Here is a 14,636-nt window from a genome sequence, read left to right on the forward strand (position 1 = left end):
CCGTCCGACAGACGCCCGCCACTGGCCGCGCCCGCCGGTCACACGTTTCCCGGCGCCGTCTCCCACAACAGGGCGCACACGGCGAGCAACTGGTCCGGCGATGCCGCGTCGAACTCCAGCCGCAGCCGGTCGATCTGGCGCATCCCCGGGATGAGCGCGCCGATCTCGGCGTGCGCGGGCATCTTCAGATCCACCGTGAGCGTGAGCGCGTCCGGCAGCGGCGGCACCCGCAACCGGTCGGCCCGCCGTACCGCCGCCGCGGCTCCCGCCCGGACGAGCTGCTGCGCCTTGACGGGATGCACGGAGGACGCGGCGAACTGGCCTACGGCCCGCTTCACCTGCACCGTCTCGATGCCGGCGTGCTGCTCGCGGGTCAGCCGGCAGATCTGGTCGTCGCCGGTGACCATGCCGACCGGGACGCCCAGAGCGGCGGCCTGCAGCACGCCGAGGTCGGTCTCCGAGGCGGTGACGCCGTTGACGAGGAACCGGGTGAAGGCCAGCGAGGACAGGGTGTGCGAGAACACCCCCGGCGCTCCCGCCGGCGCGTGGTAGCCCACGAACAGCGCGACGTCGTGCTCCGGCGTCATGCCCTGGATCATGCACTGGGCCTTGGGCCTGCCGAGCAGCACCTCCGCCCGCTCGTCGAGCTGGTCGGGCAGAAGGTTGTCCATCGTGCCGTGCGCGTCGTTGACCAGCACCTCGGTGGCCCCGCCGTCGAAGGCGCCCGCGATCGCCGCGTTGGTCTCGGCCGTGATGAGCCGCTGGGCCATCGGGTAGTTGTGGCCACCGCGGTAGGCCTGGTCCGGCGTCGCGACACCCGCGATGCCCTCCATGTCGACAGAGATGAAGACCCGCATGTGGTGCTCCTTTTCCGCTCGTCGAATCCCGCTCGTCGAATCCCGCTCGTCACCAGCCGCCGTGCACCAGCTCGCCGGCTACCACCGTGGCCCCGACGGGCATGCGGTGGGCGCTGAAGTCATGGTCACACTGTCCAGGGCACGCCCGGCCCGGGGCACCGGGCCATCCGACGGATTTGGCCCGGACGCGTTGTGGCGGCCGACGAAAAGCACGCTTCGGCCCCGTCAGGCGGGCCGCCCGGAATCCTGGGGGTAGGTTCGGGGGCATGGCATCGCCGTTCATCGAGCTTGAGGTGGGGGAGCGGACCGTCAAGGTCACCAACCCCGACAAGGTCTACTTCCCGGAGCTGGGCGTCACCAAGCGTGAGCTCGTCGAGTACTACGTGAGCGTGGGGGAGGGCGCGCTCCGGGCGATGCGGGACCGCCCCACCAACCTCAAGCGGCATCCCGACGGCATCCACACCGAGGCCATCTACCAGAAGCGGATGCCCGCCAAGCATCCCGACTGGCTGCGGACCGTCACCGTCACCTTCCCCAGCGGGCGCACGGCCGACTCGCTGCGGGTGACCGAGGTGGCCGCCATCGCCTACTGCGCCAACCTCGGCACCGTCGACTTCCACCCCTGGCAGGTGCGGGCGGCCGACGTCGAGCATCCCGACGAGCTGCGGATCGACCTCGACCCGCAGCCGGGCGTCGCGTTCGGCGCGGCCCGCGAGGCCGCTTTCCTGACCCGCGAGGTGCTGGGCGAGCTGGGCATGACGGGTTTCGTGAAGACGTCCGGCAACCGCGGCCTGCACATCGCCGTCCGCATCGAGCCGCGCTGGGACTTCGTCCAGGTGCGGCACGCGGGGATCGCCCTGGCCCGCGCCGTCGAGGAACGCGCCCCCGACCTGGTGACGACCGCCTGGTGGAAGGAGGAGCGGGGCGAGCGGGTGTTCGTCGACTTCAACCAGAACGCCCGCGACCGCACCGTGGTCAGCGCCTACTCGGTGCGCGCCAGGCCCGCGGCGACCGTCTCGACGCCGCTGACCTGGGACGAGCTGGCCGACGCCGAGCCGGCCGACTTCGACGTCCGCACCGTGCCGGCCCGGTTCGCCGAGCTGGGCGACGTGCACGCGGCCATCGACGACCACGCCTGCTCGATCGAGCCGCTGCTCGAACGGTACGCCGCCGACGACCGCGGCGACCTGCCGTACCCGCCGAACTACCCGAAGATGCCCGGCGAGCCTAAGCGCGTCCAGCCGAGCAAGGCGCGACCGGCCGAGGACTGAGCGCACCGGCCCGCGCGAGCTCCTCAGGCGCGGCGGGGTGGGCGCTGCCCGTCCGCCGGCTCCGCCGGTGCGCCGGGCCGGGCAGGCGCGGCTGACCGGCTGCGTCTGCGGTATTCGGTGGGCGTCAGCCCGACCAGCTCCCGGAAGCGGCGGGCGAAGTACGTCGGGTCGTCCCAGCCGACCTCGGCGCCGACCCGCGCGGCGGGCAGCGGCGAGTGGGCCAGCAACGTGGCGGCGCGTTCGGCCCGCAGCCGGGCCAGGAAGCCCAGCGGCGTCAACCCGACGTGGCGCCTGAACAGCCGGCCGAGGTAGGCGGGGTCCAGGTTGACCGCGCCGGCGAGATCATCCAGCCGCCAGGGATGCGCGGGCGCCGCCTCAAGCCGGGCGACGGTGGCGGCGACCGCGGGGTGGAGGGCGGGCTCAGGCGGCTGCCGTTCCGGGTCGCGGCCGTCGGCCAGGACGCCGAGCACGGTGATCAGCCGGCCCAGCACCCGGCCCGGCCGGCGGGGGCCCGCGCCGAGTTCGCGTTGGAGCGCGCCGATCTCCGCACTGGCCTCCTCTGCGGCGGCCGGATCCACGGTCGTGACGGCCACACCGTGCGTTCCGGACGCCACCGGGTCGGTCCACAGCATCCGGCGCAGCATCGGAAGGTCGTACAGCGCCGCCAGTTCGGCCCGGAGCGCCTGGGCGGACACGCAGCAGTTCGAGACGGCCAGGTCGGTGCAGTCCCTGAACCCGTGCCAGGCGCCGGGGCGCAGGACGACGACCTGTCCGCGGCGCAGCGGGTGCTCGCCCCGGCTGGTCACGTGCCGGCCGTGGCCGGCTGCTATCACGGCGATCTCGAGGAAGTCGTGCGCGTGCGGCTCGACGTCGGTGTCGAGCCGGTGGACCCCTGCCAGGACCGGGTCGCCGGCGAACAGCGCGTGCTCGTGCAGCGTGACGGTCATGTCGGGATCGTACGACTACAAGCCGAGATCGGCCTAGCCCGTCGCACCCTTCCCCGGCGACGCTTGCGGTGTCCCAAAGGCGAGAACATCGGAGGTCAGGGATGGCAACGACCACGACCGGGCAGCTCGGCAGCGACGTCGGCCCGGACGGGCGGGTACCGGACGAGCTGGTGGCGGCGTACCGCGAACACGGTTTCGTGCGAGTGCGCGGCGTACTCGATCCGGCCCGGATCGAGCGTCATCGGGCCGGCGCCGAGGCGTTCCTGCAGGCTCACCGGGCGGAGAGCCTGGAGAAGCGCGGCGTCTTCAGCCAGCTCGTCAACGTCTGGCAGCGTGACCAGACGCTGCGGGAGCTCACGCTCGACCCGCGGCTCGGCCGGATCGCCGAACAGCTCGCGGGGTTCCCGCTGCGGCTCTGGCACGACCAGATGCTGGTCAAGGAGCCGCGGAACAACGCCGCCACCGAGTTCCACCAGGACCGTCCGTACTGGCCGCACGCGGGCGACCGGCTCCCGCTGTCGGCGTGGATCGCGCTGGTTGACGTTCCGCCGGAGCGCGGCTGCATGACCTTCCTGCCCGGCACGCAGGATCGCACCGGCCTGCGCCCGCAGGATCTCCACCACGAGGAGGACCTGTTCGAGATGGACCCGTCGCTGCGCTGGACGCCCCGGGTGACCGTGCCGCTGCGCGCCGGCGACTGCACCTTCCACAGCGGCTACACCGGTCACATGGCGCTGCCGAACCGCACCGACCAGGCGCGGCTCGCGCACGTCGTCATCTACATGGACGAGGAGACCCGCTACAGCGGGGCCGAGCACGTCGTGACCGATCCGCTCGGGCTCGCCGTGGGTGACCGGCTGGACGGCGACACCTTCCCCCGCCCCTGGGCGTAGGCGGCGGGGGCGTGGACCGTGGGGGCACGCGGCGGCGTCAGGAGTCGCCGAACTCCAGCTCCAGCGCGCGCGTGAAGTCGGAGACCGCCTCCTCGTGCCGTTCGAGCTCCTGGAGGATCTCGCCGCGCACCCGGAACGCCCAGACGTAGCCCGGGTCGAGCTGGACGGCCCGGTCGAGGTCGCGCAGCGCCGCCTCGTTGTCGCCCAGCTCGCTCAGCACCGCGCCGCGGCTGCCCAGGGCGCGGTCGTGGTCGGGATCCAGCTCGATCGCCTTGTTCAGGTCGGCGAGGGCCTCCTCGTAGCGGTCGATCATCCGGTACGCCTCGCCGCGCCGGCTGTAGCCGCGCACGTACGCGGGGTCGAGGTCGAGCGCCCTGGTGTAGTCGTCGATGGCCTCCGCGTACAGGTGCATGCGCTGGTGCAGATCGCCGCGGGCCAGCCAGGAGTAGGCGATCTGCCCGTTCAGAGCGATGATCTTCGCGTGCTCGTCCAGCGCCTCGTCCAGCCGGTCGAGGTCGGCCAGGACGTCCGCCCGCGCCTCCAGGATCCACAGCGACTCGGGCGACAGGGTGAGCGCGTGCTCGAAGTCGTCCAGGGCCTCCTGGTGGCGGCCGAGCGAGGCGTACGCCTGGCCGCGTGAGCCGAGCGCGTACGCGCTGTCGGGCTCCAGCCGCAGCGCCTCGCCGAAGTCGGCGAGCGCCGCCTCGTAACGCGCGATCAGGCGGTGGCTCTCGCCGCGCATCCGCCAGGCCCGCGCGTTGTCGGGCTCCAGCGCGATCGCCTCGGTCAGGTCGGCGACGGCCGCGTCGTGGCGGGACAGCGCGATGTACGACTCGGCCCGGCTGCGCAGCACGGAGGCCCGCGACCGGGCGGCCTCCTCGGGCAGCTCGGGCAGCTCGGGCAGGGGGGCGGGCGGGCCGGCGGACTCGCCCCCGCGCCCGGCGATGATCTCCTCGCTCATGCCGGGAATGTATCCGAACTACATCCGGATGATGGCCGCCTTCTCGCGGGTGTACTCCAGGACCGCGTCGTGCCCGTAGCCGCTGTCCTTGACGCCCCCGAACGGCAGGCCGGGCGGCATCTGACGGAACGTGTTCACCCACACCGTGCCGGCCTGCAGGTCGCGGACGAACCGGTGGGCGCGGCCCAGGTCGCGCGTCCAGACCCCGGCGGCCAGCCCGTACGGCGAGTCGTTGGCGAGGCTCAGCGCCTCCTCGTCGGTGTCGAACGGGATCGCCACCGCCACCGGCCCGAAGATCTCCTCCTGGCAGACGCGCAGCCGGTTGTCGGTCGTGGCGTACAGGGTGGGGGCGACCCAGTAGCCGCCCGGCAGGCGCGGCACCACCTCGGCGCCGCGCCGGCCGCCGAAGACGAGCCGCGCCCCCTCCTTCTCGGCGAGGTCCAGGTAGGAGGTGACCCGCTCGAACTGGCCCTGGGAGACGATCGGGCCCATCGTGGTGTCCGGGTGGAGCGGGTCGTCGAGCACCAGGCCGGCCGCCGCCCGCTCGATGCGTTCCAGCATCTCGTCCCAGATCGACCGGTGCAGCAGGATGCGCGAGCCGGCCACGCACACCTGGCCGGCGTTGCCCGTGTAGACGGAGTTCACGGTGACGCCCTCGGTGGCGGCGTCGAGGTCGGCGTCGGGGAAGACGATGTTCGGCGACTTGCCGCCCAGCTCGAAGGTCATCGGCTTGAGGGCGTCGGCCGAGGCGCGGGTGATCGCCCGGGCGGTGTCCGTGGACCCGGTCAGGCTGATCCGGTGCACGCCGCGGTGCCGTACCAGGGCGTCGCCGACCTCCTCGCCGAGACCGCTGACGATGTTCAGCACGCCGGGCGGCAGCACGTCCGCCAGCAGCTCGCCGAGCCGCAGCACCGACACGCTCGCCTGCTCGGCCGGTTTGACGATCACCGTGTTGCCCGCGGCCAGCGCGTGGGCGGCCTTGGCGGAGAAGGTCGAGACGGGGGAGTTCCACGGGATGACGCACAGGGCCACGCCGTACGGCTCGCGGCGGGTCAGGCCGAGGGCGTCGGGGCCGAGGACGACGGTGTCGCCCTTGACCGCGTCCAGGCACTGGGCGGCGGCGAGCTGCCACAGGTGGGCCATGCCGGGCAGGTCTCTGTGCAGGGTGTCGCGCAGGATCCGCCCGTTGTCGCGGGTCTCCAGCCGCGCCAGCTCCTCGGCGTGCTCGGTGAAGACGGCGGCGACCCGGCGCAGCAGGTGCGCCCGGCCCAGGGCGGGCATGGCCGACCAGCGCGGGAACGCCCGCCCGGCCGCTTCCACCGCCGCGTCCGCGTCGCGCGGGCCGCTCGCGGGCACCCGCGCCCACGGCTCGCCGGTGGCGGGGTTGACCGAGTCGAGGGTTCTGCCGTCGGCCGCGGGGACGAGCCGCCCGCCGACGAGGTTGCGATAGTCAGCCACGTAACCAAGCATATGCTTGCTTGAGTGGCGGAGGCCAGGGGGCCTCTAGGATCGAGGCATGCTGCTGGCTCCCGGCGTGCACGTCGCCGTCACCGACCGCCACGGGGGCGTCAGCGCCCCGCCGTACGGCTCGCGCAACCTCGGCGGGCTGGTCGGCGACGACCCCGCCGCCGTCCGGGCCAACCGCGACGGCCTCGTGGCCGAGCTGGGCGTGCGGGCCGTGGTGTTCATGCGTCAGGTGCACGGCGCGGACGTCGCGTACGTGAGCGAGCCGTTCGGCGACGACCCGCCGCCGCTCGACGGGGTCCTCACCGGCGAGCCGCGGCTCGCGCTCGCCTCGCTGGGCGCCGACTGCCCGGCGGTGCTCGTGGCCGACCCGCAGGCGCGCCTGGTGGGCGCCGCCCACTCCGGCCGGCCCGGCACCGAGGCGGGCGTGGCGACCGAGCTCGTCCTGGCCATGGCGGCCAACGGCGCGCGCCCGGAGCGGATGGCGGCGTTCGTCGGCCCCGGCGCGTGCGGCCGCTGCTACGAGGTGCCCGCCGACCTGCGCGAACGGGTGGCGGCTCGGGTGCCCGAGACCTGGTCCGCCACCTCTTGGGGCACCCCCGCGCTCGACCTGCGCGCCGGGATCGAGGCACAGCTCCGCGCGGCGGGCGTCACGGACGTGCGCCACGACGCCCGGTGCACCATCGAGTCGGCCGAGCTCTACTCCCACCGGCGCGAGCGCGCCTGCGGGCGGTTCGCCGGACTCGTCTGGCTGGACTGACCCTCCGTGACCCCGGGCCCGTGACCCCGGGCCCGCGGCCACGGGCCGCGGCCCCGGAAGACGATCGTCGCGGGAACCCGCGATAGGGTCGGAGGACCACTACGGAGGGAGCATTCACATGGCCACCACCCGCACCGCCACCACCCAGTGGAAGGGCGCCCTGCTCGACGGTTCCGGCACGGTCTCGCTGGACAGCTCGGGTGTCGGCACGTTCGAGGTCTCCTGGCCGTCCAGGGCCGAGGCGGCCAACGGCAAGACCTCCCCCGAGGAGCTCATCGCCGCCGCCCACTCCTCGTGCTTCTCGATGGCGCTGTCCCACGGCCTGGCCGGAGCCGGCACGCCGCCCGAGTCGCTGCGCACGAGTGCCGACGTGACGTTCCAGCCGGGCGAGGGCATCACCGGCATCGTGATCACCGTCGAGGGACAGGTGCCCGGCATCAGCGCCGAGCAGTTCCAGGAGGCGGCCGAGACCGCCAAGGCCAACTGCCCGGTGAGCAAGGCACTGGCCGGCACGACGATCACGCTCAAGGCCTCGCTCCTCTAGCGTGCGATCGCGTGCGACAATCGGGTCACATGCGCGAAGTCTGGCCTGGCCTGCCCTACCCACTCGGCGGCACCTGGGACGGCGTGGGCACCGGTTTTTCGGTGTTCTCCGAGGTGGCCGAGCGGGTGGAGCTGTGCCTCTTCCACGATGACGGCTCCGAGGAACGCGTCGACCTGCCCGAGGTCGACGGGTTCGTCTGGCATGGCTACTTTCCGGGGATCATGCCGGGTCAGCGTTACGGCTACCGGGTGCACGGCCCGTACGAGCCGTCACGCGGCCACCGGTGCAACCCGGCCAAGCTGCTCCTCGACCCGTACGCCAAGGCGATCGACGGCGAGCTGACCTGGAACGAGTCGGTCTTCCCCTACACGTTCACCGACCCGGCCCGGCTCAACACCGCCGACAGCGCCCCCTTCATGCCGAAGAACGTGGTCGTCAACCCGTTCTTCGAGTGGGGCGACGACCGGTCGCCGCGCACGCCGTACCACGAGACCGTGATCTACGAGGCTCACGTGCGCGGGCTGACCATGCGCCACCCGGCCGTGCCGGAGCCGCTGCGCGGCACCTACGCGGGGGTGGCGCACCCGGCGGTCATCGACCACCTGCTGTCCCTCGGGGTGACGGCCATCGAGCTGATGCCGGTGCACCACTTCATCCCCGAGCACTTCCTGGTGGCGCGCGGCCTGACCAACTACTGGGGCTACAACACCGTCGCCTACCTCGCCCCGCACGGCGGCTACTCCAGCTCGGGCACGCGCGGGGAGCAGGTGCCGGAGTTCAAGGCCATGGTGCGGGCCCTGCACGAGGCGGGCATCGAGGTCATCCTCGACGTGGTCTACAACCACACCGCCGAGGGCGACCACATGGGGCCCACGCTCGGCTTCCGGGGCATCGACAACGCCGCCTACTACCGGCTGCACGACGGCGACCGCCGCTACTACCTCGACTACACCGGCTGCGGCAACTCGCTGAACGTCCGCTCCCCGCACGCCCTGCAGCTCATCATGGACTCGCTGCGCTACTGGGTCCTGGAGATGCACGTCGACGGGTTCCGCTTCGACCTCGCCTCGGCGCTGGCCCGCGAGCTGCACGACGTCGACCGGCTGAGCGCGTTCTTCGACCTCATCCAGCAGGACCCGGTGATCTCACAGGTCAAGCTGATCGCCGAGCCGTGGGACGTCGGTCCCGGCGGCTACCAGGTCGGCAACTTCCCGCCGCTGTGGACCGAGTGGAACGGCAAGTACCGCGACATCGTGCGCGACTTCTGGCGGGGCACCCACTCTGCGCTGCCGGAGTTCGCCTCCCGGCTGACCGGCTCCGCCGACCTCTACGCCACCTCAGGCCGCCGCCCGGTCGCCTCCATCAACTTCGTGACCTGCCACGACGGGTTCACCCTCACCGACCTCGTCTCCTACGACCGCAAGCACAACCTCGCCAACGGCGAGGACAACCGCGACGGCACCGACGACAACCGGTCCTGGAACTGCGGCGCCGAGGGTCCCGTCGAGGATCCCGAGATCGTCCGGTTGCGCCACCGCCAGCGGCGCAACTTCCTGACCACGCTCTTCCTGTCGCAGGGCGTGCCGATGCTGTCCCATGGCGACGAGCTGGGCCGCACGCAGCGGGGCAACAACAACGCCTACTGCCAGGACAACGAGCTGGCCTGGATCGACTGGTCGCGGCTGTCCGCCGAGACCGATCTGCTGGAGTTCGTGCGGCGGCTGTCGCGGCTGCGCAGGGAGCACCCCGTCTTCCAGCGCCGCCGCTTCTTCCACGGCCGGCACCCCGACGACGGCAGGCGCGATCTGGTCTGGCTGACCCCGGCCGGGGCGGAGATGACGGCGGGCGACTGGCACACCGGCTACGCCAAGTCGCTCACGGTCTACCTCAACGGCCTGGCCATCACCGAGCCGGGGCCGCGCGGCGAGCGGATCGTCGACGACTCGTTCCTGCTGCTGATCAACGCCCACCACGAGGACATGACGTTCACCCTGCCGGGCGCGGAGTTCGGCGACGGCTGGCAGCCGGTGCTCGACACGACCGACGAGTCACCTCGCGACGAGGCGTTCCCCGACGAGCGGTGGCCGGCGGGCGCGCTGGTGGCCGTCACCTCGCGCTCCATCCAGGTGCTGCGCCAGCCGCTCCCGTCCTGACGGTCACGGCTCGCCCGCCGCGCCGGCCGTCAGCAGCACCAGCACGAACGTGGTCACACCCGCCACGCCGTGCAGCGCCACCGCCACCACGGGGAAGCGGCGCTCGGCTCCTCTGGCGTGCCGCCCGCCGCCCAGCCAGCGGGTGAACATGACGAACCCGAGCAGCGCCGCCACCGCCAGTACCCCGAACGCCGCCCAGGCCAGGGCCCGCGCACCGGTCAGCAGGTGGCCGGCCCAGCAGCCGAGCGCCGTGACGGCCAGCGTGGGGTGGGACACGACCAGCGCCAGCGGGAAGCGGGTGACCTTGGCGGCCTGCTGCCGCAGCCCGCCGCCCGACAGCCACAGGTAGAGCAGGTGGATCCCGACGAGGGCGGTGAACACCCATGTCACCGTGGTGACCAGCCCCACCCTGGGCCTCCTTCGGTCCCGGTCTCTGCCGAGAACGTTATGCCGATCACTCCCCGTATGCCAGCAGATACGGCAAATCCCGCCAAGGTGGGCATGCTGCGGGGTTGTCGGAGGCGTATGCCAAGGTAGAGGAGTGCGTCGCATCTACCCGGACATAGAGGATGATCCAGATATTCCGCGGGCCTATGCCTACCCCGAGGGGCGACCGTGGCTGCGCGTCAACATGGTCGCCAGCGCCGACGGCGCCACCTGGGTCGAGGGCAGGTCGGGGGGCCTGTCCAGCAAGGGCGACCGGCGGATCTTCGGGGTCCTGCGCGGGATGGCCGACGTGATCCTCGCCGGGGCCGCCACCGTGCGGGCCGAGGGCTACGGCGCGGTCGAGCCGCGCGAGTCCTGGCGAGCGCTGCGCGTGGGCCGACCCCCGGTGCCGCCCATCGCGGTGGTCACCCGCAGCCTCGACCTCGACCTCGACGGCCCGCTGTTCCACGGGGCGCTGTCCCGGACGATCGTCCTCACCTGCGCGGCCGCCCCCCGCGAGCGTCGCGAGGCCGCCGCCCGGCTGGCCGACGTGGTCGTGGCCGGCGACACCGAGGTGGACCTGACGGCGGCCGTCCGCGAGCTGCACGCCCGCGGGCTGACCCGGGTGCTGTGCGAGGGCGGGCCGCGGACCAACGCCCAGCTCGCCGCCGCCGGGCTGCTGGACGAGCTGTGCCTGACGATCAGCCCGATGCTGGTCGGCGGCGGAGCGGCGCGCGTGCTCGACGGCGAGCCGGCACAGGAGGGGCTGAGCCTCGGCCACGTGCTGGAGGAGGACGGCGTCCTCTTCTGCCGCTACGTGAGGGGAGCTGCTGACGCATGACCGACGCCACCACACCCACGCCCACGCCGCCGCCCGGCGAGGGCGAGCCGGAGCCGGTGCCCAACCTGCCGGTGCGCCCGCCCGTGCCGCCCATGCTTGCCAAGCCGGTCAAGGCGATGCCCCGGCAGGACGGCACCCTGATCTACGAGCCGAAGTGGGACGGCTTCCGCTGCATCGTCTTCCGCGACGGCGACGAGGTCTACCTGGGCAGCCGCAACGAGCGGCCGTTCACCCGCTACTTCCCCGAGCTGGTCGAGGCGGTCCGCGCCGAGCTGCCCGACCGGGTGGTGATCGACGGCGAGATCGTCCTGCCGCGCGGGTCGCAGCTCGACTTCGAGGCGCTCCAGCAGCGCATCCACCCGGCCGCCTCCCGGGTGCGGATGCTCGCGGAGCGGACCCCGGCGTCGTTCGTCGCCTTCGACCTGCTGGCGCTCGGCGAGGAGTCCCTCATGGAGACGCCGTTCGCCGAGCGGCGCCGCCGGCTGGAGGGTGTCTTCGGCGCCGCCGGCCGCTCCATCCGGCTGACCCCGGTCACCCGCGACGACGGGCAGGCCGCCGAGTGGTTCGAGACGTTCGAGGGCGCCGGGCTCGACGGGATCATCGTCAAGCCCGGCGACCAGCCGTACGTGCCCGACAAGCGCGCCATGTTCAAGGTCAAGCACGAGCGCACCGCCGACGTGGTGATCGCCGGCTACCGCGAGCACAAGACCGGCCCCATCGTGGGCTCCCTGCTGCTCGGCCTCTACGGCCGCGACGGCCGGCTGCACCACGTGGGCGTGGCCGCGTCGTTCCCGATGGCGCGCCGCGCCGAGCTGGTCGAGGAGCTGCGGCCCTACGTCGCCGAGCTGGGCGAGCACCCGTGGGGCCACTGGGCCGAGCAGGCCGCCGCCACCGCCGGGCAGCCCGCGCCCGGCCCGGCGAGCGGCGGGCAGCGGGTGCCCGGCGCGGTGTCGCGGTGGAACGCCAAGAAGAACCTGTCGTTCATCCCGCTGCGGCCCGAGCTGGTGATCGAGGTGGCCTACGACCAGATGGAGGGCGACCGGTTCCGCCACACGGCGCAGTGGCGCCGGTGGCGGCCCGACCGCACCCCGCAGTCGTGCACGTACGAGCAGCTCGAACGGCCCGTCTCCTACGACCTCGACGACATCCTCGCCCGCTGACCACCTCGGGCGGTCCAGACGCGTTGCAGCCCGGCACCGGTCCGGCCCGACGATCGGACCGGGCCGGAGCCGACCGGCTCAGAGCTTGGTCAGTGCCTCCGTCACCAGGTCGCGGGCGTAGTCGTCGTCGCTCTCCTTGAGCACCCGCTCGGCCCCCCGCCTGGCCCGGTCGTCGCCGCGCTCGGCCAGACCGCGGGTGGCCTCGGCGACCGTGCGCAGGTCGGTGTCGTCCAGGCGGGCGGCCAGCGCCTCGCGGATCCGCGGGGTGTCGGCGTCCAGGGAGGCCAGGCCCGACGTGGCCCAGTCGCGCACCTCGTCGTCGGCGTCCTCCGTCATCGAGACGAGCAGGTCCAACCCCTCGGCGTGGTCCGCGGGGAGCACGTCGGCCAGCGCGATCGCGTCGGTCATCGTGCGCTGGTGCCCGGGGCGGCCGATGATGTCGAGCACCTGCGGCAGCGCCCGCGTGTCACCCTGGTGGCCGAGCGCCGCCAGCACCGAGCGGAGCACCTGCGGGTTGCCCTCGGTGGTGGCCATCCGCTGCAGCAGCGGCAGGGTCCGCTCCAGGTAGGGCTTGTCGCCCTCCCTCATCCCGAACTGGGCGATCGCGTCCACCCCGAACTCCCGCTCCCGGGCGTCCTCGCTCACGCACAACCCGGCCAGCGCCTCGTAGGTCTCGTCGTCGGCCCGCTTGCCCAGCGCGTCGGCCACGATCCACCACGTCTCGGCGTCCTCGTCGATGTCGCGGTGCGCGAGGGCCCGCGCCACCAACTGCTCCGCCGGCGGGCGGGTGCCGGTGGCCTCCTCCAGCAGCGTCGCGACGGCGGCGTGGCCGCGCTGCGCCTGCACCTGCTCGGTCTCGGCGCCGTCGGCGGAGCGGCCCGCCACCGTCACCAGCTCGGTGCCGTCCTTGGCGAACTGGCGGCCCACGACGTACTCCCAGCCTTCCTGGCCGATCTGGTCGAGCAGGGCGCTCTCCAGGTGCACGCCCACCCAGTCGACGGCGATGTCGAGCGGGGTGTCGCCGTCGCCGTCGTACTTGCCGGCGTCGGCCCCGCTGTCCAGCAGGACCCGCACCACGCCCAGCGCGCCACGCCGGGCGGCCAGCGTCAACGGCGTGTCGCCGTCGTCGTTGGCGGTGTCCACCTCCGCCCCCGCCTCGACGAGCAACCGGGCGGCGTCGGCGTGGCCGTTGGCCGCGGCCCACAGCAGCGCGGTCCAGCCGCCGGCCTCCCGGCCGTTCACGTCGGCGCCGGCGGCGAGCAGTGTCCGGATCACCTCCAGGCGGTCCCACGCGGCCGCCGCGCACAGCGGCAGCCCCTCCTCCTCGCCCGCGGCGACCTGGTCGGGGTCGGCGCCCGCCGCGAGCAGCTCGCTGACGTCGTCCTGGTCGCCGTTCAACGCGGCCCGGTAGAGCTTGTCCTCATGCATGCATCGGACCCTAGCCGAGCCACGCCGGTCCTTCGGACTACACCGGCGTCCGGGAGGTTTCCTCCCCTCGGAGGAGCCGATGCGGCACCAAACGCGATATGTTGCGTTTATGACTGACCCTGGGGACGTTCGCGCGTCCGACGCCGAACGTGAGGCCGTCGTCGAGCGACTCCGTGTGGCCTCCGTGGACGGCAGGCTCACGCTGGCCGAACTGGCCGACCGCACCGAGGCCGCCTACACCGCGACCACGCGCGCCGAGCTCGCCGTGATCACCGATGACCTGCCCGCCGACTCCGGCCTCGCCCCCGCCCCGGTCCGGCCGGCCGAGGGACGCAAGCGGCGATGGTTCGTCGGCGTCATGGGCGACACCAAGAGGCGCGGCACCTGGCGCGTCGACGAGGAGCTCGGCGCGGTGGCCGTGATGGGCGATGTGGTGCTCGACCTGCGCGAGGCCGAGGTGCGCACGGACATGGTCGAGATCACGGCCGTGTCGGTGATGGGCGACGTCAAGATCATCGTGCCGGACGGCGTCCACGTGGACCTTGAGGGCGTCGCCGTCATGGGCAGCAAGCGCGTGGACGTGCAGGAGGCGCCGCGCGGGCAGAAGGTGCCGGTCGTCCGGGTGCGCGCGTACGCGGTGATGGGCGACGTCAAGGTGCTCGGCGACTCCCGCGCCGAGCCGCTGCGCCGAGGGCTGGCGGCCTGGCGCGAGCACTGGAACCGCCTGCACGGCATTCCGTCCACCCCGCACCGGCCACTCCCGGGCACGCCCCCCACCTCTCTCCCCGGCCGCGACACCTGACCGCTGTCTCGCCGGACACGCCCGGACGGCCCCGCAGGGGCGACCGCGGCCGGCGTCCTTTCCGGGCCGGGCCCAGAGGCCGGGCGGGTCGCCGGGTGGTTCTCACGGTGCTATGAGGCGGCGGCGCGC

At 73.2% G+C, this 14,636-nt stretch carries 14 protein-coding genes; 8 read left to right on the forward strand and 6 right to left on the reverse strand.

The annotated features are described in order from the left end of the window. Positions 1-38: 38 nt before the first annotated feature. Positions 39-857 (reverse strand): M55 family metallopeptidase, encoded by an 819-nt coding sequence (locus tag ACGF0J_RS03630; RefSeq protein ID WP_393141876.1) that lies wholly within the window; start codon positions 855-857, stop codon positions 39-41. Between the two features lie 266 nt (positions 858-1,123). Between ACGF0J_RS03630 and ligD the strand changes: the two genes are divergently transcribed. Then, positions 1,124-2,128 (forward strand): non-homologous end-joining DNA ligase, encoded by a 1,005-nt coding sequence (ligD, locus tag ACGF0J_RS03635; RefSeq protein ID WP_393141877.1) that lies wholly within the window; start codon positions 1,124-1,126, stop codon positions 2,126-2,128. 23 nt (positions 2,129-2,151) lie between these two features. Here the strand turns inward: ligD and ACGF0J_RS03640 are convergent, their stop codons facing one another. Beyond that, positions 2,152-3,075, reverse strand: coding sequence for an AraC family transcriptional regulator (locus tag ACGF0J_RS03640; RefSeq protein WP_393141878.1), 924 nt, complete (start codon positions 3,073-3,075; stop codon positions 2,152-2,154). A 101-nt stretch (positions 3,076-3,176) separates the two neighbouring features. Between ACGF0J_RS03640 and ACGF0J_RS03645 the strand changes: the two genes are divergently transcribed. Further along, positions 3,177-3,968 (forward strand): phytanoyl-CoA dioxygenase family protein, encoded by a 792-nt coding sequence (locus tag ACGF0J_RS03645; protein ID WP_393141879.1) that lies wholly within the window; start codon positions 3,177-3,179, stop codon positions 3,966-3,968. 37 nt (positions 3,969-4,005) lie between these two features. Here ACGF0J_RS03645 and ACGF0J_RS03650 read toward each other — a convergent pair whose 3' ends face one another. Both ACGF0J_RS03650 and ACGF0J_RS03655 read right to left on the reverse strand, forming a co-directional pair. Continuing rightward, entirely contained in the window at positions 4,006-4,929 is a 924-nt protein-coding gene (locus ACGF0J_RS03650) for a tetratricopeptide repeat protein (protein ID WP_393141880.1), read from the reverse strand. Between the two features lie 18 nt (positions 4,930-4,947). Continuing rightward, positions 4,948-6,387: an aldehyde dehydrogenase family protein gene (locus ACGF0J_RS03655; protein WP_393141881.1), complete on the reverse strand. Its 1,440-nt coding sequence runs from the start codon at positions 6,385-6,387 to the stop codon at positions 4,948-4,950. Positions 6,388-6,445: 58 nt separating this feature from the next. Between ACGF0J_RS03655 and ACGF0J_RS03660 the strand changes: the two genes are divergently transcribed. From ACGF0J_RS03660 to glgX, 3 genes are all read left to right on the forward strand, one after another. Continuing rightward, positions 6,446-7,153 (forward strand): polyphenol oxidase family protein, encoded by a 708-nt coding sequence (locus ACGF0J_RS03660; protein ID WP_393141882.1) that lies wholly within the window; start codon positions 6,446-6,448, stop codon positions 7,151-7,153. A gap of 118 nt (positions 7,154-7,271) precedes the next feature. Further along, positions 7,272-7,697 carry an OsmC family protein gene (locus ACGF0J_RS03665; RefSeq protein ID WP_393141883.1) on the forward strand — a complete coding sequence of 142 codons (426 nt, stop codon included), beginning with the start codon at positions 7,272-7,274 and terminating at the stop codon, positions 7,695-7,697. Positions 7,698-7,726: 29 nt separating this feature from the next. Next, positions 7,727-9,850: a glycogen debranching protein GlgX gene (gene glgX / locus ACGF0J_RS03670; protein ID WP_393141884.1), complete on the forward strand. Its 2,124-nt coding sequence runs from the start codon at positions 7,727-7,729 to the stop codon at positions 9,848-9,850. Between the two features lie 3 nt (positions 9,851-9,853). Here the strand turns inward: glgX and ACGF0J_RS03675 are convergent, their stop codons facing one another. Continuing rightward, entirely contained in the window at positions 9,854-10,258 is a 405-nt protein-coding gene (locus tag ACGF0J_RS03675) for a hypothetical protein (protein WP_393141885.1), read from the reverse strand. 133 nt (positions 10,259-10,391) lie between these two features. On the opposite strand from ACGF0J_RS03675, the gene ACGF0J_RS03680 reads away from it, so the two are divergent. Further along, a complete protein-coding gene (locus ACGF0J_RS03680) occupies positions 10,392-11,117 on the forward strand; it encodes a pyrimidine reductase family protein (RefSeq protein ID WP_393141886.1) in 726 nt (241 codons plus the stop codon). Further along, on the forward strand, positions 11,114-12,277 hold the full coding sequence (locus tag ACGF0J_RS03685) for an ATP-dependent DNA ligase (RefSeq protein ID WP_393141887.1): 1,164 nt from the start codon (positions 11,114-11,116) through the stop codon (positions 12,275-12,277). The genes ACGF0J_RS03680 and ACGF0J_RS03685 overlap by 4 nt, the downstream gene beginning before the upstream one ends. 78 nt (positions 12,278-12,355) lie before the next feature. On the opposite strand, the gene ACGF0J_RS03690 is transcribed toward ACGF0J_RS03685, so the two are convergent. Beyond that, complete coding sequence (locus tag ACGF0J_RS03690) at positions 12,356-13,705, reverse strand: ankyrin repeat domain-containing protein (protein WP_393141888.1); 1,350 nt, start codon at positions 13,703-13,705, stop codon at positions 12,356-12,358. Between the two features lie 109 nt (positions 13,706-13,814). Between ACGF0J_RS03690 and ACGF0J_RS03695 the strand changes: the two genes are divergently transcribed. Further along, positions 13,815-14,507, forward strand: a complete 693-nt coding sequence (locus tag ACGF0J_RS03695; protein WP_393141889.1) for a DUF1707 domain-containing protein — start codon at positions 13,815-13,817, stop codon at positions 14,505-14,507. The last annotated feature ends 129 nt before the right edge of the window (positions 14,508-14,636 follow it).

It is taken from the genome of Nonomuraea sp. NPDC047897 (genome assembly GCF_043204415.1).
Classification (GTDB): Bacteria; Actinomycetota; Actinomycetes; order Streptosporangiales; family Streptosporangiaceae; genus Nonomuraea.